The organism is Phycicoccus sp. HDW14, from assembly GCF_011383005.1.
Classification (GTDB): domain Bacteria; phylum Actinomycetota; class Actinomycetes; order Actinomycetales; family Dermatophilaceae; genus Phycicoccus.
This window is the reverse complement of the sequence record NZ_CP049935.1, coordinates 2,312,505-2,331,834: the sequence shown is the minus strand read 5'-3', so window position 1 is coordinate 2,331,834 and position 19,330 is coordinate 2,312,505. Positions and strand designations below refer to the sequence as shown.

11 protein-coding genes and 6 pseudogenes are annotated in these 19,330 nt (G+C 73.4%); 11 read left to right on the top strand and 6 right to left on the bottom strand.

Annotation, left to right across the window (positions count from 1 at the left end; genetic code table 11):
* Positions 1 to 68: 68 nt before the first annotated feature.
* The 8 genes and pseudogenes from G7075_RS11400 to purH all read left to right on the top strand — a co-directional run bounded on the left by G7075_RS11400 (position 69) and on the right by purH (position 10,325).
* A complete protein-coding gene (locus G7075_RS11400; RefSeq protein WP_166121893.1) occupies positions 69 to 2,114 on the top strand; it encodes a M4 family metallopeptidase in 2,046 nt (681 codons plus the stop codon).
* A gap of 307 nt (positions 2,115 to 2,421) precedes the next feature.
* Positions 2,422 to 3,936 carry a M4 family metallopeptidase gene (locus G7075_RS11395; RefSeq protein ID WP_205860483.1) on the top strand — a complete coding sequence of 505 codons (1,515 nt, stop codon included), beginning with the start codon at positions 2,422 to 2,424 and terminating at the stop codon, positions 3,934 to 3,936.
* A gap of 195 nt (positions 3,937 to 4,131) precedes the next feature.
* Positions 4,132 to 5,310: an ADP-forming succinate--CoA ligase subunit beta gene (sucC, locus tag G7075_RS11390; protein ID WP_166121889.1), complete on the top strand. Its 1,179-nt coding sequence runs from the start codon at positions 4,132 to 4,134 to the stop codon at positions 5,308 to 5,310.
* Positions 5,311 to 5,343: 33 nt separating this feature from the next.
* The gene (gene sucD / locus G7075_RS11385) at positions 5,344 to 6,237 is read left to right on the top strand and encodes a succinate--CoA ligase subunit alpha (RefSeq protein ID WP_166121886.1); all 894 of its coding nucleotides are present in this window, start codon (positions 5,344 to 5,346) and stop codon (positions 6,235 to 6,237) included.
* Between the two features lie 66 nt (positions 6,238 to 6,303).
* Positions 6,304 to 7,548, top strand: a complete 1,245-nt coding sequence (locus G7075_RS11380) for a DUF6350 family protein (RefSeq protein ID WP_166121884.1) — start codon at positions 6,304 to 6,306, stop codon at positions 7,546 to 7,548.
* An 11-nt stretch (positions 7,549 to 7,559) separates the two neighbouring features.
* Positions 7,560 to 8,135: a phosphoribosylglycinamide formyltransferase gene (gene purN, locus G7075_RS11375; protein ID WP_205860725.1), complete on the top strand. Its 576-nt coding sequence runs from the start codon at positions 7,560 to 7,562 to the stop codon at positions 8,133 to 8,135.
* The gene (locus G7075_RS11370) at positions 8,126 to 8,551 is read left to right on the top strand and encodes a pyridoxamine 5'-phosphate oxidase family protein (RefSeq protein WP_166121880.1); all 426 of its coding nucleotides are present in this window, start codon (positions 8,126 to 8,128) and stop codon (positions 8,549 to 8,551) included. Before purN ends, G7075_RS11370 begins: the two co-directional genes overlap by 10 nt.
* Before the next feature lie 149 nt (positions 8,552 to 8,700).
* Positions 8,701 to 10,325 (top strand): annotated as a pseudogene (purH, locus tag G7075_RS11365) (bifunctional phosphoribosylaminoimidazolecarboxamide formyltransferase/IMP cyclohydrolase).
* Positions 10,326 to 10,346: 21 nt separating this feature from the next.
* Here purH and G7075_RS11360 read toward each other — a convergent pair.
* The 6 genes and pseudogenes from G7075_RS11360 to G7075_RS11335 all read right to left on the bottom strand — a co-directional run bounded on the left by G7075_RS11360 (position 10,347) and on the right by G7075_RS11335 (position 16,083).
* Positions 10,347 to 11,132, bottom strand: a complete 786-nt coding sequence (locus G7075_RS11360) for a formate/nitrite transporter family protein (protein ID WP_205860482.1) — start codon at positions 11,130 to 11,132, stop codon at positions 10,347 to 10,349.
* Positions 11,133 to 11,187: 55 nt separating this feature from the next.
* A complete protein-coding gene (locus tag G7075_RS11355) occupies positions 11,188 to 11,859 on the bottom strand; it encodes a DUF1989 domain-containing protein (protein ID WP_166121878.1) in 672 nt (223 codons plus the stop codon).
* A pseudogene (gntA, locus tag G7075_RS11350) lies at positions 11,856 to 12,493 on the bottom strand (guanitoxin biosynthesis heme-dependent pre-guanitoxin N-hydroxylase GntA). Before gntA ends, G7075_RS11355 begins: the two are co-directional and overlap by 4 nt.
* Before the next feature lie 201 nt (positions 12,494 to 12,694).
* A pseudogene (locus G7075_RS11345) lies at positions 12,695 to 13,821 on the bottom strand (ring-opening amidohydrolase).
* Positions 13,822 to 13,833: 12 nt separating this feature from the next.
* The gene (locus G7075_RS11340; protein ID WP_166121876.1) at positions 13,834 to 14,769 is read right to left on the bottom strand and encodes a carbamate kinase; all 936 of its coding nucleotides are present in this window, start codon (positions 14,767 to 14,769) and stop codon (positions 13,834 to 13,836) included.
* A gap of 124 nt (positions 14,770 to 14,893) precedes the next feature.
* Positions 14,894 to 16,083 (bottom strand): annotated as a pseudogene (locus G7075_RS11335) (CaiB/BaiF CoA transferase family protein).
* Between the two features lie 135 nt (positions 16,084 to 16,218).
* Between G7075_RS11335 and G7075_RS22790 the strand changes: the two are divergent.
* From G7075_RS22790 to G7075_RS21210, 3 genes and pseudogenes are all read left to right on the top strand, one after another.
* Positions 16,219 to 18,120, top strand: a pseudogene (locus G7075_RS22790) (M36 family metallopeptidase); the annotation flags it as partial.
* 158 nt (positions 18,121 to 18,278) lie between these two features.
* A pseudogene (locus tag G7075_RS22025) lies at positions 18,279 to 18,350 on the top strand (hypothetical protein); the annotation flags it as partial.
* Between the two features lie 216 nt (positions 18,351 to 18,566).
* Positions 18,567 to 19,277 (top strand): hypothetical protein, encoded by a 711-nt coding sequence (locus G7075_RS21210; protein ID WP_240917558.1) that lies wholly within the window; start codon positions 18,567 to 18,569, stop codon positions 19,275 to 19,277.
* Positions 19,278 to 19,330 lie beyond the last annotated feature (53 nt).

Below are 19,330 nucleotides of genomic sequence, written 5' to 3'. Positions count from 1 at the left end.
GGGGGGAGGGCGAGGTTTCCCCTCGTGCCCGGATCCGGGCGTGACCACCCTGAAGGAGAACAGCGACCGTGAGACGACTCACCCCAGGCCTCGCCATCGGCGCGGCGCTCGCGACCATCGTCGTCAGCGTCCCCGCCGCGACGGCCGTCGGCGCCACCCCTGCCGCGGCACTTCCCTCCGCCTCCTCCCCGGGCCCCGACCACGCGGCCCTCGGTCTCGCCTCCGACGAGAAGCTCGTCCCCCGCTCGGTGCTCACCGACCGGGACGGCACCCAGCACGTCCGCTACGACCGCACGTGGAACGGCCTGCGCGTCCTCGGCGGCGACCTCGTCGTCGAGAAGAGCAAGGCCGGGAAGCTCGAGTCGGTGCGCTTCAACGCGGGCCGCAAGGACGTCGGCGCCCGGACGAGGACCGCCAAGGTCGCCCGGTCCGCCGCCGTCGCCACGGGCGCGGAGCGCTCGAAGGCCACGAAGGAGAAGAGCCAGGGCGAGCTCGTCGTCTGGGCCGGCTCGGGGACCCCGCGCCTGGCCTACGACGTCGTGACGACCGGGGTCAAGGCCGACCAGACCCCGAGCCGACTGCACACCGTCGTCGACGCCGACTCGGGCGCGGTCATCTCCAGCTGGGACGAGATCGTCAACGGGACCGGCAACTCGATGTACTCCGGCACGGTCACGCTCAACAGCACCCAGAGCGGCAGCACCTGGCAGCTCAAGGACACCATCGGCAACTACACGACCGACCTCAACGGTTCGACGAGCTCGACGGCGGCCGGCACCCTCTTCACCGACGCCGACAACGTGTGGGGCACCGGGGCGGCGTCCAGCCGCCAGACCGCCGGGGTCGACGCGCAGTACGGCGCCGAGAAGACCTACGCCTACTACAACACCCAGCTCGGGCGGGCCGGCATCTGGAACAACGGCACCGGCGCCCGCAGCCGCGTCCACTACGGCAACGCCTACGTCAACGCCTTCTGGGACGGCACCCAGATGACCTACGGCGACGGCATCGGCAACACCCACCCGCTGACCTCGATCGACGTCGCGGCCCACGAGATGAGCCACGGCGTCACCGAGAACACGGCCGGCCTCGCCTACACCGGCGACGCGGGCGGCCTCAACGAGGCGACCTCGGACATCTTCGGCACCGCCGTCGAGTTCTACGCCAACAGCTCGGCCGACCCGGGCGACTACCTCATCGGCGAGAAGATCGACATCAACGGCAACGGCACCCCGCTGCGCTACATGGACAAGCCGAGCAAGGACGGGGCGAGCCAGGACTGCTGGACGACCGGGACCAAGAACCTCGACCCGCACTACTCCTCGGGCCCGCTGAACCACTGGTTCTTCCTGGCCTCCGAGGGCAGCGGCGCCCGGACCGTCAACGGCGTCTCGTACAACAGCCCGACGTGCAACGGCTCCACCGTCACCGGCGCGGGCCGCACGAACATCGAGAAGGTCTGGTACCGGACGCTGTCGACGAAGCTCACCTCGACGAGCAACTACGCCGCAGCCCGTGAGGGGGCGATCGCGTCGGCCAAGGAGCTCTTCCCGTCGAACGCGGCCGTCTGCACCGCCGTCGAGAGCGCCTTCTCGGCCATCGCGGTCCCGGCCGGCAGCCAGAGCTGCGGCGGTGGCACGACGCCCCCGCCCACCGGCGGCAACATCCTCCAGAACGCGGGCTTCGAGTCCGGCGCCACGGTCTGGACCGGTACCGCCGGCCCGGTCACCAACAACACGGGGCGCCCGGCGCGCACCGGCAGCTGGAAGCTCTGGCTCGGGGGCAACGGCTCCGCGGGCACCGAGACCCAGCAGCAGACGGTGACCATCCCGTCGACCGCCACGAGCGCGACCCTCTCCTTCTGGGTGCGCATCGACACCTCGGAGTCGGGCTCGACGGCGTACGACACGATGAAGCCGCAGGTGGTCGTCAACGGGACGACGACGACGCTGGCGACGTACTCCAACGCCAACGCGAACTCGTCGTACGTGCAGAAGTCGTTCAACCTGCTGGCCTACAAGGGCCAGTCGGTCACCGTGAAGTTCACCGAGACCGAGGACTCCTCGCTGCAGACGTCGTTCGTCGTCGACGACACGTCGCTCGCCGTGAGCTGACCACCCGCACCTCCCGCACCACCGCTCCACGACGGGCCGGCGCGCCACCGCGCGCCGGCCCGTCGCCGTGCTGGCCCGTCGCGGCCCCGGCCCGTCGCGGCCCCGGTCCGGACGGCCCCGGTCCTGCGCGTTCCGCCTGCTCGGGCGCCGTCGCCGTCCTATGATCGCGACCCACCCGACACTCGAGGAGCACCGTCATGCCCCGTCGTCTCCTGGCCGGTTCCGCGCTGGCCGCCTCCCTGGTCGCCGGGGTGGTCGCCGCGGCGCCCGCCACGGCCGGCCCGTCCCCGACCCCGACGGTGCGGCGGTGGCGCGGGTCACCGCGGCCGCCCGCGCCGGCGCTGCCCGCGTCGCCGTCGCACGCAGCGCCGAGCAGCGCCTCACCACCCCGACCGCCCGCGCCCTGCGCCTGCCGTCGGACGAGGGCCTGACCGTGCGGGGCGTCATCGTCGACCCCGACGGCACCCGCCACGTCCGCTACGACCGCACGACCGGCGGCCTGCGGGTCGTCGGCGGCGACCTCGTCGTCACCAAGGGCGTCGACGGCTCGGTGCGCCAGAAGTACCTCGCGACGACGCGTCCGCTGGCCGTCGCCTCCCACCGCCCGGTCGTGTCCAAGGCCGCCGCGCAGGTCGTCGCCCGCCGGTCCGCCGGCTACCGCCCGACCTCCTCGACGACCGAGCTCGTCGTCCACGCGTCCGGGTCGGCGTCCCGGCTGGCCTGGGAGGTCAGCACCGAGGGGGTCCGCGCGAGCGGCACGCCCAGCCGCCTGCGCACCTACGTCGACGCCCGCACGGGTGCCGTGCTCGACAGCCTCGAGGGGATCCACGAGGGCACCGGCAACACCCAGTACTCCGGGACGGTGACGCTCAACACCGTCACCGGCGGCTCCGGCTTCCGCCTGCGCGACTCGGTGGGCAACTACACGACCAACCTCTTCAACGGGACGTCGGGCAACGGCAGCGAGTACACCGACGTCGACGACGTCTGGGGCACCGGCTCGCCCACGGCGTCCGACACCGCGGCCGCCGACGCGCAGTGGGGTGCGCAGCAGACCTTCGCGTACTACCAGAGCGTGCAGAACCGGGCCGGCATCTGGGGCACCGGGGTCGGCGCCCGCAGCCGGGTCCACTACGCCAACGGCTACTCCAACGCCTTCTGGGACGGCACCCAGATGACCTACGGCGACGGCCGCAACAACCTCAAGCCGCTCACCTCGATCGACGTCGCCGGCCACGAGATGAGCCACGGCGTCACCGAGAACACGGCCGGGCTGAGCTACCGCGGCGAGTCCGGCGGGCTCAACGAGGCGACCTCGGACATCTTCGGCACGGCCGTGGAGTTCTTCTCCAGCAACCCGTCCGACCCGGGCGACTACCTCATCGGCGAGAAGATCGACATCAACGGCAACGGCACGCCGCTGCGCTACATGGACAAGCCGAGCAAGGACGGCAAGAGCGCCGACTGCTGGAGCCGCACGGTCGGCCGGCTCGACGTGCACTACTCCTCCGGGCCGCTCAACCACTGGTACTTCCTGGCCTCCGAGGGCAGCGGTGCGCGCACGGTCAACGGGGTCTCGTACAACAGCCCGACCTGCGACGGGTCGTCGTTCTCCGGCGTCGGCCGCGTCGCGGTCGAGAAGGTCTGGTACCGCACGCTGACGACGAAGCTGACCTCCTCGAGCGGCTACGCGGCCGCCCGCAACGGGGCCATCGCGTCGGCGAAGGAGCTGTACGGCAGGAACAGCTCCACGTGCATCGGCATCGAGAAGGCGTTCAAGGCCATCAAGGCGCCGGCGGGGACGCAGACCTGCGCCAACTGACGGCACGGTCGCACCACGGGCGGTGCGGCGCGAGGCGCTGCACCGCCCGTGGTGCGTCCGGGGTCCGGTCGTCGACCCACCCGACCGCTCGGGCGTGAGATACCCCCATCGAGCGCCTCGGGTTCGGCAGGGCGAGCAGGCGCCGATACGCTGCCCGCGGACCACCTTTCGCCGACAGTGAGGACGGATCGCCTCGTGGACCTCTTCGAGTACCAGGCCCGTGACGTGTTCGAGAAGCACGGTGTCCCCGTGCTCGCCGGGGCAGTCGCCTCGACGCCGGAGGAGGCCCGGGCGGCCGCCGAACGGATCGGCGTCGCCAGCGGCGGGGTCACCGTCGTCAAGGCCCAGGTCAAGGCCGGGGGTCGCGGCAAGGCCGGCGGCGTCAAGGTCGCCAAGACCGCCGACGAGGCCGAGGAGCACGCGCGCGCCATCCTCGGGATGGACATCAAGGGCCACACGGTCCACGAGGTGATGGTCGCCCAGGGCGCCCAGATCGACGAGGAGTACTACTTCTCGATCCTCCTCGACCGTGCCAACCGCACCTACCTCGCGATGTGCAGCAAGGAGGGCGGGATGGACATCGAGCAGCTCGCCGTCGAGCGCCCCGAGGCCCTGGCCCGCATCGCCGTCGACCCCAACACCGGCATCGACGCGGCCAAGGCCCGCGAGATCGTCGAGGCCGCGGGCTTCGACGCCGAGACGGCCGCGAAGATCGAGCCGGTCCTCCAGACGCTGTGGACGGTCTACCGCGAGGAGGACGCGACGCTCGTCGAGGTCAACCCGCTCGTGAAGACGGCGGCCGGCGACATCGTCGCCCTCGACGGCAAGGTCTCGCTCGACGAGAACGCCTTCTTCCGCCAGCCCGAGCACGCGGCCCTCGAGGACAACAGCGAGACCGACCCGCTCGAGATCGCGGCCCGCGAGAAGGACCTCAACTACGTCAAGCTCGACGGCTCGGTCGGCATCATCGGCAACGGCGCCGGCCTGGTCATGAGCACGCTCGACGTCGTGGCGTACGCCGGCGAGGAGTTCGGCGGCCAGAAGCCGGCCAACTTCCTCGACATCGGCGGCGGAGCCTCGGCCGAGGTGATGGCCAACGGGCTGCACATCATCCTGTCCGACCCGCAGGTCAAGGCGGTGTTCGTCAACGTCTTCGGCGGCATCACGGCGTGCGACGCGGTGGCCAACGGCATCGTCGGCGCCCTCGACTCGCTCGGCGACGAGGAGGACCGCCCGCTCGTCGTGCGCCTCGACGGCAACAACGTCGAGGAGGGGCGGCGCATCCTCCAGGAGCGCGACCACCCCCGGGTCATCATCGAGCCCACGATGGACGGCGCGGCGCGCAAGGCCGCCGAGCTGGCCTCCCAGAACTGACCCCGAGCGAGCGAGAAGAGAGAACAGACACCCATGGCCATCTTCCTCACCGCGGACTCCAAGGTCATCGTCCAGGGCATGACCGGCTCCGAGGGCATGAAGCACACGCAGCGGATGCTGCGCTCCGGCACCGCCATCGTCGGGGGCGTCAACCCCCGCAAGGCCGGCACCGAGGTCGAGTTCGAGGGCGACACCACCGTCCCCGTCTTCGGCACCGTGGCCGAGGCGATCGAGGCCACCGGCGCGGACGTGTCGGTGATCTTCGTGCCGGCCGCGTTCACCAAGGCTGCTGCCGTCGAGGCGATCGACGCGGGCATCCCGCTGGCCGTCGTCATCACCGAGGGCGTCGCCGTCAAGGACACCGCCGAGTTCTTCAACTACGCGCAGGCCAAGGGCGGCACGCGCATCATCGGCCCGAACTGCCCCGGACTGATCAGCCCCGGCGCCTCGAACGCGGGCATCATCCCCGCCGACATCTCCGGGTCGGGCCGCATCGGCCTGGTCTCGAAGTCGGGCACGCTGACCTACCAGATGATGTACGAGCTGCGGGACTTCGGGTTCTCCACCGGCGTCGGCATCGGTGGCGACCCGATCATCGGGACCACGCACATCGACTGCCTCGAGGCCTTCGAGAACGACCCCGACACCGACGCCATCGTCATGATCGGCGAGATCGGCGGCGACGCCGAGGAGCGGGCCGCCGCCTACATCAAGGACCACGTGACGAAGCCGGTCGTCGGCTACGTCGCCGGCTTCACCGCCCCCGAGGGCAAGACGATGGGTCACGCCGGCGCCATCGTCTCCGGTTCGTCGGGTACCGCCCAGGCCAAGAAGGAGGCCCTCGAGGCCGCCGGGGTCAAGGTCGGGAAGACCCCGTCCGAGACGGCCGACCTCATGCGCGAGATCATGCAGGGCCTCGCCGGCTGAGCCCGCACCCCCTCCCACCGGCGCGGCTCCGGCGAGGGGCGGACGCGCTGTCGCACACTGGTCCCGATGACCGTCACCGACCGCCTGCGCTCCGCCCTGCCCGGGTCCGCGGACCCCGATGGCGAGGGCGGCTCGACGTGGGGTCCGGGGTGGCGCCGGTCGGCGCTCATCGGGCTCGCGACCGGCCTGGTGTCGGTGCTCGTCGTCCTCGTCCCCGTGCTGCTCGCGTGGAGCGCCGACCCGCGCTCGAGCGCGCCCGGCGGTGACGCCGTGGCCGTCGGTGCCTCGCTCTGGCTCCTGGCCGGCGGGGGGCACCTCGCCGCCGGGTCGGCCACCGTCTCCCTCGTCCCGCTGCTCGGCGTCGCCCTCCTCGTCGCGCTCGCCCGGTACGGGTCACGCGAGGCGATGGTGCGGGTCAGCACCGAGGGCGGGTCGTGGGCGGGGCTGCTGCCGCGCCCGCTCGCCGCCGCGGTCGGGGCGTGGTGGGCCGGGTACCTCCTCGTCGGGGTCGTCGCCTGGGTGCTCGCCGCCCGCGGGCCGCTGCCGCCCGAGACGCCGAGCCTGCTCCTCCCGCTGGTCCTCGTCCCGCTGCTCGGCCTCGGCATCGCGCTGCGGGCCGTCGGCCGGGACGACCCCGACGTGCTCGGCCCTCGCGTCGTGCCGGTGCTGCCCGACGTCGTGGCCCGCGCGGTGGGCCCGGGGCTGGCCGGGGCCGCACTCCTCGTGGGGCTCGGCGTCCTCGTCGTGGTCGTCGCCGTCGTCGTCTCGTGGCCGCAGGTGGCCGCCGTGCAGGCCGAGCTCGCCCCGGCCGGCGCCGGCGCCGCCGTGCTGCTCGGCGCGCAGGTGGCCGGCCTGCCGAACCTCGCGACGTGGGTCGTCTCGTTCCTCGCCGGGCCGGGGTTCACCGTCGTCGACGGCGCGGGCATCTCCTGGGACGGCGCCGAGAGCGGCCTGCTCCCGATGGTCCCCGTGCTCGCCTCGCTGCCGCAGCCGGGGCGCTTCCCCGGTGTCGTCGGCGTCGTCTGCGTCCTCCTGCTCGTCGGGGTCGGGGCCTGGGTCGGACGGCGCGCCGTCGCCACCGTGGCCCGGCTCTCGCGGCTGCGCACCAAGCTCGCCGTGGCCGTCTCGGCCTGCGCCACCACCGCCCTCGCCATCGGCCTGCTCGACCTCGTCGGCGGCGGCTCGCTCGGCCAGTTCCGGCTCTCGAGCATCGGGGCACCGGCCACGCAGGTGACCCTCGTGCTGTTCGCCGAGCTGCTCGTCGGGGCGGTCGGCTACGTCGTCCGCGACGCGTGGCGGCTGCGGCGGTGAGCGGGGGGCCGCTGCGCCTGGCCGTGCTCGTGTCGGGGTCCGGCACCAACCTCCAGGCCCTGCTCGACGCGGTCGACAGCGACGCGGTCGACCCGCCGTTCGAGGTCGTCGTCGTCGGCGCCGACCGGGAGGGCACCGGCGGGGTCGCGCGGGCGCAGGCGCGGGGCATCCCGACCTTCGTCTGCCCGGTGTCGGCGTTCGGGACGCGACCCGAGTGGGATGCCGCGCTGGCCGGTGTGCTGGCGGGCCACGCACCCGACCTCGTCGTGTCGGCGGGCTTCATGAAGGTCCTCGGGCCGGCCGTGCTCGACGCCGTCCGCGTCGTCAACACCCACCCGGCCCTGCTCCCGAGCTTCCCGGGGGCGCACGGCGTGCGGGACGCCCTGGCCCACGGGGTGCGCGTCACCGGCTGCACGTGCCACTGGGTCGACGCCGGCGTCGACACCGGCCCGATCATCGAGCAGCGGGCGGTGCGGGTCGAGGTCGGCGACGACGTCGGGTCCCTCCACGAACGGATCAAGGTGCAGGAGCGGGAGATGCTCGTCGAGGTGCTGGCCCTGCTCGCCGGGGACCGGTCGTGGCGCTGACCCCCGCCGAGCTGCCCGCCGCGGCCGTCGAGTTCATGCGCGAGCGGCACCTCGCGACCTTCACGACGCTGCGCCGCGACGGCAGCCCCCACGTCGTGCCCGTCGGGTTCACCTGGGACGAGGACGCCCTCGTGGCCCGGGTCATCGCGAGCCGGGGGAGCGCCAAGGTGCTGCAGGCCAGGGCCGGGCGTCGGGCCTCGCTGGCCCAGGTCGACCGGCGGCGCTGGCTGAGCCTCGAGGGCACGACCCGGGTGCTCGAGGACGCCGCGTCGGTGCGCGACGCCGAGGACCGGTACGCCGCGCGCTACCGGCAGCCCCGGCCGAACCCCGAGCGCGTGGTCGTCGTCCTCGACGTCGACCGGGTGCTCGGCGCCTCCTGGCCCGACCCGCTGCCCCCGTCGCCCTACGCCGGCTGACGTCTCGGGGTGTGATTGGCCCGGCGCCGAGGGCCTCGGTACCCTCGTCGCAGACGACTGGCGCGGGTGGGTCACCACCGGGGAGTTGAGCAGTCGGGGCATCGCCCGCCTGGGTGCCCCGTGGCACCGACCGACCCCGAGGAGCCCCCATGGCCGCCGTCTCCACCCCCGGACCGACGCAGGACGTGCGCCCCGTGCGGCGCGCGCTCGTCTCCGTCTACGACAAGACCGGTCTGGAGGACCTCGTCCGCGGGCTGCACGACGCCGGCGTGGCGCTCGTGTCGACCGGCGGCAGCGCGGCGCTCATCGAGTCGCTCGGCCTGCCGGTGACCAGGGTCGAGGACCTGACGGGCTTCCCCGAGTGCCTCGAGGGCCGGGTCAAGACCCTGCACCCGCGGGTGCACGCCGGCATCCTCGCCGACACCCGCAAGCCCGACCACGTCGCGCAGCTCGAGGACCTCGGGGTCGAGGCCTTCGAGCTCGTCGTCGTCAACCTCTACCCGTTCGCGGCGACCGTCGCGTCCGGCGCCACCCCCGACGAGTGCGTCGAGCAGATCGACATCGGCGGCCCCTCGATGGTGCGCGCCGCCGCGAAGAACCACCCGAGCGTCGCCGTCGTCACCGACCCCTCGACCTACGGCACCGTCCTCGACGCCGTGCGCGGCGGCGGCTTCACCCTCGCGCAGCGCAAGCGCCTGGCGGCCGAGGCCTTCGTCCACACGGCGACCTACGACGTGCACGTGGCGTCGTGGATGGGCAACGCCTACGTCGACACGAGCGACGGCAGCGGGTTCCCCGCGTGGATGGGCGCCACCTGGACGAAGTCGGCCACGCTGCGCTACGGCGAGAACCCGCACCAGCGGGCCGCCCTCTACACCAACGGTTTCCAGCCTGTCCCGGCGCTCGCCCAGGCGACGCAGCTGCACGGCAAGGAGATGTCGTACAACAACTACCTCGACGCCGATGCCGCCGTGCGGGCCGCGTACGACCAGGGCGACCAGCCGACCGTGGCCGTCATCAAGCACGCCAACCCGTGCGGCCTTGCGGTGGGCACCGACGTCGCCGACGCCCACCGCAAGGCCCACGCGTGCGACCCGGTCTCGGCCTTCGGCGGCATCATCGCGACGAACCGCCCGGTCACCGCGGAGATGGCCCGCACGGTCGCGGACATCTTCACCGAGGTCGTCGTGGCACCCGGGTTCGAGCCCGAGGCGCTCGAGGTGCTCACGGCGAAGAAGAACATCCGGCTGCTCGAGTGCCCCGCGCCGGTGCGCGGGGGCGCCGAGGTGCGCCCGGTGTCCGGCGGCCTGCTCGTGCAGGTCCGCGACACGGTCGACGCCGTGGTCCGCGACGACGACGGCGCCGTGACCGGCGGTGACGACGCGGCGCACTGGCGCCTCGTGGCCGGCGACGTGGCCGACGACGCGACGCTCGCCGACCTGCAGTTCGCGTGGCGGGCGGTGCGGGCCGTGAAGTCCAACGCGATCCTGCTCGCCCGGGACGGCGCGTCGGTCGGCATCGGGATGGGCCAGGTCAACCGGGTCGACTCCTGCCACCTCGCGGTGACCCGGGCGGGGAGGAGCGGGCGCGCGGCTCGGTGGCGGCGTCCGACGCGTTCTTCCCGTTCGCCGACGGCCTCCAGGTGCTGCTCGACGCCGGGGTGAGTGCGGTCGTGGCCCCGGGTGGGTCGATGCGCGACGCCGAGGTCGTCGAGGCCGCGCAGGCCGCCGGCGTCACGCTCTACTTCACCGGGACGCGCCACTTCGCCCACTGACGCACCGGGGGCGGGCGCGGGTCAGGTCGTCGCCGACCGCTCGCGCTCGACCTTGGGGGCGGAGCGCACGAGCCGCAGGAAGGTCACGAACCCCACGCCGCCGACGATGTTGCCGAAGCTCGCCCACACGAGCGCGGTCACGAGCTGGCCGAGGGTGATGTCGGACCCGGCGATGATCGCGCCGATGATGAGGATCTGGTCGAGCACCGCGTGGAACAGCTCGGCGCCGACGAGCACGGCGCTCAGGAGGACGGCCGGGACGATCTTCACCCCCACGCTGTCGGTGCTGTTCTGCATCCGCGTCATGAGCGTGATGACCAGCCCGCCGAGCACGGCGAGCATGAGGCTGCGGAGGTTCACGCCGAGCTCGGCGTAGTGCTCGCCGGTCTCCCGGGTGACCTCCGCGAGGTCCGGACGGGCCACGAGGATGACCCAGATGACGAGCGCGCCCCCGGCGATGTTCGTCACGAGCGTGACCGCCCAGAGCCGCAGCAACCGTCCCCAGTTGCCCTTCTCCGCGACGGCCGTCGTCACCGGCACGAGGAAGTTCTCGGTGAACAGCTCGCTCTGAGCCAGCAGGAGGGCGACGAACCCGACGGAGAACGCGAGGGCGGCGAGCAGCTGGCTGTCCGTCTCGTGCTTGACGACGAGGTAGGCCAGGATGCCGACCCCGACGTCGATGCCGCCGAGCAGCCCGGTCGGGACGAGGGTCCACAGCGGTCGTTCGAGCCGGTCCCGGCCCTCCTCGAGCAGCCGGTCGAAGGCCTCGTCGATCTCCGCCTCCGGCTGCTCCTCGTCGATGTGCACGAGCGGAATGTAGCGCGCCGGAGCGCCACCGCCGAGGGGTGCGGCCGCGGGCCCGTCAGCCGGCCCGCTCGACCCGGACGTCGATCGGCGTGCAGGTGCCGTTGTTGGACTTCTCGGCCGAGCAGGCCGTGATGCCCGCGACGAGCGGCACCCGGGCCTCGATCGTGAACCGGTCGCCGGGCCGGGTCGGCGGCGGGTCGATGTGCAGCTCGCCGCGCTCGTCGGTCCACACGTCCATGAAGACGTTGAGCGTCACACCGATCCGGTCCGGGTCGACGCCGTACGGCCCGAGCGCGCCGACGAGGTTGGCGAAGCAGCTGGGGTGTGGTGCGCCGCCGAGGTCGGGGTAGAGGACGTCGAAGGTCGCCTGGCTGCACGGCGTGAGCGTCAGGTCGTGGACGCCGACGGTGTCGTCGACGACCTCGGCGAGCCGGGTGCTGCGGTTGCTCCACAGGAGCGAGCCGGTCGAGACGTAGACGCTGTTGCCGAAGTCGGTCGTGCGGCCGGAGGAGAACTGCTCGGCGACGTCGTCGGCGCTCACGAGGTAGAGGTCGCTGACCTGCTCACCGCAGGGGTCGAGGAGGGTGAGCCGGTCGCCGGGCGCCAGCTCGACCGCCAGACCGGTCTGGGGCGCGATGCGCTGCCAGCCGTCTGCCGGCCCGTCGGGTCCGCCGCCGTAGGGCGGGGCGTCGCCGCTGCGCGGGTACCGGGTGCGGGCGGGGTTCATGCGGGCTCCTCGTCGAGGGGGCGGGGGCGGAAGGGCGGGACCCAGCCGGGCGCGACCTCGCGCCCGGAGTACTGGAGGGCCTCAGAGGCCTCGCCGTGGTCGGCGACCATGGGGTTCAGGCTGCCCTGCAGATCGGTGTCGCGGCGGCGGATGGTGTCGCGCATCCGCTCGAACCGGCCGTCGGAGCGCAGCCGCTCGAACTGCTCGTGGAGGTTGAAGACGAGCGTCGGGACCGGCGCGCGCCGGGCGATGCGGGAGGCGTCCGGGTGCAGGCCGACGACGAAGAACGGCGTCCCCCGACGCTGAACGCGAAGTGCGGGTCGACCGGGTCGTCGGCGACGGCACCCGGCCACGGCGACTCGTCGTGGGCGTGGAGGTGGCGCAGGGCCGCCCAGAGCCGCTTCTCGTAGGCGCGCTCGCCGGCCGGTGCGGGGCCGCGGAAGCAGGCGACGAACGAGACGAGGTCGCCGGTGGGGTCGGCCGAGGCGGCGAACGCGCGCAGGTGCTCGCCGAGGGCGTCGAGCGAGCCGCCGGGCGAGGTGTCGGTGAGGTCGTCGAGCACCACGGAGGTCACGGCGTCGCGGCGGAAGACCGAGCGGGCCCCGAGGCAGGGGTACTCGGGATGGGCGACCATCTCGGCCACCGCGGCGGTGATGGAGGCGGCGGGGGAGGTCTCGAGGTGCTCCTCGCGGCGGGCCGAGAGCAGCTGCTCGAGCGGCCCGGTGGGCGGGTTCTGGGTGTCGTGGGTCGGTGGCACGCCGCTCTCCTACCCACGGGTACCTCCGGGCATGCGACATCGGCGCAGGTCAGGGACCCGCCGTTACCGGGACCGGGGTCAGGGGCGGTAGCCGGTGGGGTCGTCCCCGAGGTCGACGATCGCCGCGACCGGGCCGCCGCCGTCGGGACCCTGGTGGGCCGCCGACACCGACACGAACACCGCCGGGTCGCCGGTGACCGCCGCAGTCACGCCGCCGACCGCCGCCTTGATCTGCCGGTGCCAGTGCACGTCGGAGTCGTCGAGCATCGCGTTCCGCCGCCCCGGACCCGCCCGTCCTGGCTCGCCTCGCACTTGAGGAAGAGGTTGACCAGCCGGCCGTCGAGGTCGCTGTGGTGCGGCCGCTCGGGCAGCTCGAGCCCCGCGTCGCGGATGGCCGCCCAGAGCCCGTCCTGGTCGAGCGCGTCGGTCATCACCGAGTGCCCGATGCGGTAGCGCCCACCGACCCCGCGCGCGTTGCCGACGACGACGACCTGGGCGCGGTCGAGCTCGACGCCCGAGGAGCACGACGCCACGGACGAGTACAGCGACCGGTCCCGCAGCACGTCCTCGTCGCTCGGCATCTCGATCTCGCCGAGCGCGACGGCGATGCCGAGGGCGGTGCCGCCGTTGGAGACGTCCATCGAGGTCAGCGTGTCCTCGGTGAAGACGTCGTGGCCGCGCTTCTTGGCGTCACGGATCGTGTCGATGGTCAGCAGCGGCGTCTTGGTCTGCACGTAGTGCACGTCGGCCGGGTCGGTGATGCCCGCCCGCTCCATCGCGACCTTCACGGCCTCGGCCACCTTCGTGACCATCGCCGTGCGTCCGATGTCCTCGGGCAGCAGCTGCTCGCTCATCGCGAAGCCGACCGTGAGGCGCGGCTCGTCGGTCTGCTCGGCCTTCTCGGCGGGCACGGTCGCGAAGATCGTCGCGTGCGGGCTGATGACGCCGTCGGTGCCGCCCGACCAGACGATGGGCACGTCCTTGACCCGCTCGGGGTCGGCCCCCTTGCTGACGAGCAGCTCGCGGAAGGCGCGGTCGGCGATGATGCGCGTGTAGTCGTTGACCCCGCCGTTGCCCTCGGTCTTGCCGATGACGGCGATGACCCGGTCGGCCTCCAGCACACCGGCGTCGATGAGGGCGCCGAGCTCTGAGGCGTCGGAGACGGAGTGCAGCGGGACCTTGCGGACCTCGATGGCGTCGGGCACGGCGGTTTCCTCTCAGTCGGGTTCGACGACGGTGCCGAAGCCCCCGTCGACGGCGTCGGTGATGTGGGTGAGTGACGTGATGACGCCGCGCGGACCTCCGGCGGCGACGAAGCGGGAGACGGCCTCGACCTTCGGGCCCATCGAGCCGGAGGCGAACTCGCCGGCGTCGGCGAGGTCGTGCAGCTCGGAGAGCGTGACCCGGCCGAGGTCGCGCTGGGCGTCGGTGCCGAAGCCGACCGCCGCGTGGTCGACGTCGGTGGCGATGACGAGGACGTCGGCGTGCAGGGCCCGGGCGAGCAGCGCCGCCGTGAGGTCCTTGTCGATGACCGCCTCGACGCCGCGCAGCACCCCGTCGGTGTCGCGGACGACCGGGATGCCCCCGCCGCCGGCCACGACGACGACGTACCCGGCGTCGAGCAGCGTCCGGGCGGCCGGCACGTCGAGCACCTCGAGCGGCTCGGGGCTGGCCACGACCCGGCGCCAGCCCTTCTCGCCGCGGTCCTCCCAGACCTGGCCGTGCTCGACCATCCGCCGCGCCTGGTCCTCGGGCAGGTACCGGCCCACGGGCTTGCTCGGGTGGGTGAAGCCGGGGTCGTCGCGGTCGACGAGGGTGCGCGTGACGAGCGCGGCCACCGGCCGGTGCGCATCGGCGGCGGCCAACGCGCCGTCGAGCGCGTCGAGGATGGTGAAGCCGAGCGTCCCCTGCGTCTGGGCACCGCACCAGTCGAGGGGGACCGGCGGGACGACGTGCGCGGCCAGCTCGTTCTTCACGAGGAGGTTGCCGACCTGCGGGCCGTTGCCGTGGGTGACGACCAGCTCGTGGCCGGCCGCGACGAGGCGGGCGGCGGCCTGCATCGCCCCGGTGACGGCGGCGATCTGCGCGCCGGGGGTGGCGCTGCCGTCGGGACCGGTCATCGCGTTGCCGCCGAGGGCCAGCAGGACCCGCATGTCACCTCGCTCCGCCGTCGCCGGGCGGGTGCCCGGGACTCGACCCTAGGGAGCGCGCCGCGGGGTCCGCGTTGTCAGGTTCTGCCCAAGAGGCGGCGTGCCGTTGGCAGGACGGGGCACGCCGTCAGGTGTGGGCGGGGCCGTCCGCGGCGTCGGCCCCGTCGAGCCAGGCCCGGATGGCCGCCCCGTGCTCGTCGAGGGCCGGTGGCGGCAGATGGGTCTCGCGTCCACCACCGAAGGCGTTGTCGTCGAACCGGATCGGCGGCCCGGGCAGCTCGACCGGGCCGAGCACCGGGTGGTCGACCGAGACGACCAGCCCCTGCGAGCGGGTCTGGTCCCAGTCGTAGACCTCGTCGACGGTGCGGACCTTGCCGGCGGGGATGCCGAGCTCGGCGAGCCGGGCCAGGAGGTCCTCGGCGCGCCAGGTGCCGAACGAGGTGTCGATGACCTCGACGAGGTGCTCGCGGTGCGCGACGCGGGAGGCGTTGGTGGCCAGCAGGGGGTCGGCGGGGTCGATGCCGAAGGCCTCGGCGAAGCGCACCCACAGCCCCTGCGAGCCGACCGCGACCTGCACCGGGCCGTCGCTCGCGTGGAACAGCCCGTAGGGCGCGAGCGCGGGGTGGTGGTTGCCCTGCGCCCGACCGACCTGGCCGGCGACCGTGTACGCCGTGCCCTGGAAGGCGTGGACCCCGACGACCGCCGCGAGCAGCGAGGTGCGCACGACCCGGCCGAGCCCGGTCAGCTCTCGCTCGCGCAGGGCCGCCGCGACCCCGTACGCACCGTGGAGGCCCGCGAGCAGGTCGGCGATCGGCACGCCGACGCGCTGCGGCTCGTCGGGCCCGGTGCCGGTGACCGACATCAGCCCGGCCTCGCCCTGGGCGATCTGGTCGTAGCCGGGCGGCCACCCTCGGGCCCGTCGTGGCCGAAGCCGCTGATCGACAGGATGACGAGCCCGGGGTTGAGCGCGTGCAGGTGCTCGACCCCGAACCCGAGGCGGTCCATCACCCCGGGCCGGAAGTTCTCGACGAGGACGTCGGCCCGGCGCGCCAGCCGGGTCAGCACGTCGCGGCCGTCGTCGGACTTCAGGTCGAGGACGATCGACTCCTTGTTCCGGTTGCACGACAGGAAGTACGTGGACACCGGGTCGTCCTCGGGGCCGACGAACGGCGGACCCCAGCCGCGGGTGTCGTCACCACCGGCCGACTCGACCTTGACGACGCGCGCGCCCATGTCGCCGAGCAGCATCGCGGCGTGCGGGCCGGCGAGGGCCCGGGAGAGGTCCACGACGGTGATGCCGTCGAGCGGTCCGGACATGGTCGGCTTCCTCCTGGCTCGGTGTCCGGCCAACCTAGTCCCGCCCCGGCGCCGTCCGGCGTGCGGTCGGGGTCCGGCGCGCCGCAGCCCGACCCGCCGGCCGCGGCGCGACCTGACGAAGAATTGACCAACTCCATGACTTCCTCAGGTTCTTCTCAGGTGGACGGTCGGGTTGGGTGGTCGGATGCGACGGGGCCGGGGGCCCAACCACACGGTCGCGGTCGGGATCCGGTCCGCGGCGACCTCGGTGCCTCCCGTCGTGCCACCCACACGGAGGAGCACCGGGATGAGACCCACCACCCGCGCGAGGAGGGCCACCGCCCTCGGCGCGACGGCCGCCGTCGCCCTGAGCATGGCCGTCGCCGTGCAGCAGTCGGCGGTCGCCGCACCCCCACCCGCCGCCGGCGGCCACGAGTCGCAGGCGCCCGGGGACCACGAGCACGGCCTGCCCGACCTCGACACCCGCAAGGGCACGGCCGCCCCCTCGGCGGAACAGCGCCGCGCCGCGCAGCGGTCGACGACCACCGGCCGGGCCTCGGGCGCGAAGACGGTGACGTGGAACCGTTTCGGCGCACCCGCCACCTACGTCCTCGACGGCACCTCGCCCGTGGCCCGCGGCCTGGCGAAGGACCCCGAGCAGGCGGCGCTCGACTTCGTCGCCGGCGAGCGGGCGACCTTCGGGCTCAGTGCCGGCCAGGCCGATGCCGTGGAGGTCATCGGGACCAACCGCATCGGGGACGCGACGGTCGTCCTGCTGCGCCAGACCTTCGGCGGGCTCCCCGCCGGGCTCGACGGCACCGCGGCGGTCGCCGTCCAGGACGGCGCCGTGCGGTACGTCAGCTCCACCCTGACCCCCGACGCCCAGGCCCCGGCCGCGGCCACCGTGGGCAAGGACGCCGCGGTCGCCGCGGCGGCCCGCAGCGTCGAGGCCGACGCCGCGAAGCTCCTCAGCACCCGTACCGACGAGGTCGCCGTGCCCTCCCCGGGCCAGGCCCCCGGGCCGCCTGGCGGGTCGAGATGGTGGTCGACGAGGAGACGGCGTACACGGTGCACGTCGACGCCCGCTCGGGTCAGGTCATCGCCCGCGAGAACCTCGTCGACGCCGACAGCGACAACCCGCGCTGGAAGGTCTTCACCGGCACGCCGAACACCGACCGGTCCTCGACCGACACCCGAGCGACGTTCTGCTGGGTCGCGGCCGAGGGCTGTGACGAGGTCGTCGGCAGCCCGGCGTCCCCGAAGGCGTGGGACGTCGACCCGGCCACGAACCTCACCTTCACGACGAACGGCAACAACGCGCTGACCTACGAGCAGTGGCGCACGACGCCCGGCCCCACGGCGTCACCGCGCAGCGACCGGAACTACGTCTACCCGTGGACCAACGTCTGGCAGACGAGCAAGTGCAGCCCGGACGCGTACACGAGCGAGACCCGCAACGACATCGACGCAGCGACGGCCAACCTCTTCGGGATGCACAACCGGATGCACGACTGGTCCTACCGGCTCGGGTTCACCGAGACCGCGTGGAACCTGCAGCGTGACAACTACGGCAAGGGCGGGCTCGGCGGTGACCCCGAGCAGGGTCGTGCCCAGTCCGGCGCCCAGGTCGGTCTGCGCAACAACGCGAACCAGCTGACCCTCGGTGACGGCGGCACCGTCTCGAGCAACATGTACATGTGGCAGCCGGTCGCCGGCTCGTTCTACGCCCCGTGCGTCGACGGCTCGTTCGACATGTCGGTCATCGGCCACGAGTACGGCCACGCCATCAGCAACCGGATGGCCGGCGGCCCGGCGATGGGCCTGTCCGGGCTCCAGGCCGGGGCGATGGGCGAGAGCTGGTCGGACCTCATGGCGATGGAGTACCTGCAGGAGAACGGCTACGCGCCGCTCGGCGGCGAGGCGACCCCGATGGGCGCCTACGTCACCGGGAACCCGCAGCAGGGCATCCGGAACTACAACATGGGCCAGAGCCCGCTGAACTACTCCAACGTCGGGTACGACCTCACCGGCCCGCAGGTCCACGCGGACGGCGAGATCTGGTCGGCGACGAACAACGACATCCGCGCCGCGTTCATCGGACGCTACGGCCTCGGGACGCCGCCACGCAGAAGGCCTGCGCGAACGGGACCACCCCGGTCGCCCAGTGCCCGGGCAACCGGCGCTGGATCCAGCTGGTCTTCGACGCCTGGCTGCTCATGCCGAGCGGGTCGGTCTCGATGGTCGACGCCCGCGACCGGATGCTCGCCGCCGACCTGCTCCGCTTCGGCGGTCGCAACCAGGACCTGCTCTGGAACGCCTTCGCCGCCCGTGGCCTCGGCCAGGGTGCGGCCTCGACCAGCTCGTCGGACTCCACCCCGGTGCCGAGCTTCTCCTCGGCCTACGCGGGTGACGCCACGCTGCGCTTCTCGCCGACCGACGAGGAGGGCCGTCCCGTCGTGGGGGCGAAGCTGTACGTCGGTGAGTACACGGCGCGCTCGCGCCCCGTGGCCGACACCGACCCGGCGACCGACCTGCCGGACACCTTCGCCGTCGTGCCGGGCGAGCGCACCTACACGGCCGCGGCACCGGGTCACGGCCAGGTCCGCGTCACCCTGACGGCCAGGCCGCGCCAGACGCGCGACCTCCCGGTCAGGCTGCGGGACAACCTCGCCAGCAGCACACGGGGCGCGACGATCAGCGGTGAGGGCGTCGGGCTGGCCAAGCTCGTCGACGACAACGAGGGCACGACCGGTACGACGGTCGACCAGCCGAGCGCGGCGCAGAAGGTGTTCACCGTCGACCTCGCCGGAGGCCGCCAGGTCGTCCGACGGGTCCAGGTGAGCGCCCTGCCCGAGCCCGGCTCGGTCGCCCGCTTCCAGGCCCTGCGCCAGTTCCGGGTCTGGGCGTGCGACGCCAGGGGCCGGGTGGACTGCTCGCGCGACGCCGACTTCCGCGCGGTGTACACCTCCCCGGCCGACGCGTTCCCCGCCGGGGTCCCGCGGCCGACGGCACCGGCACTGAAGATGCGCTCGTTCGACATCCCCCAGACCGCGGCGACGCACCTGCGCCTCGAGGTCGTGGCCAACCAGTGCCAGGGCGGTCCGCTGTACGCCGCTGAGCAGGACGCCGACCCGGCGAACGTCACCGACTGCGTCACCGGCTACTCCGGCGCGCAGAAGGTCGGCATCACGGAGGTGCAGGTCTTCCGCCGCTGAGCGGCCGAGGGCCCACGCCAGGGCGGGTGGGGTCGCTGCGGCGGCCGCACCCG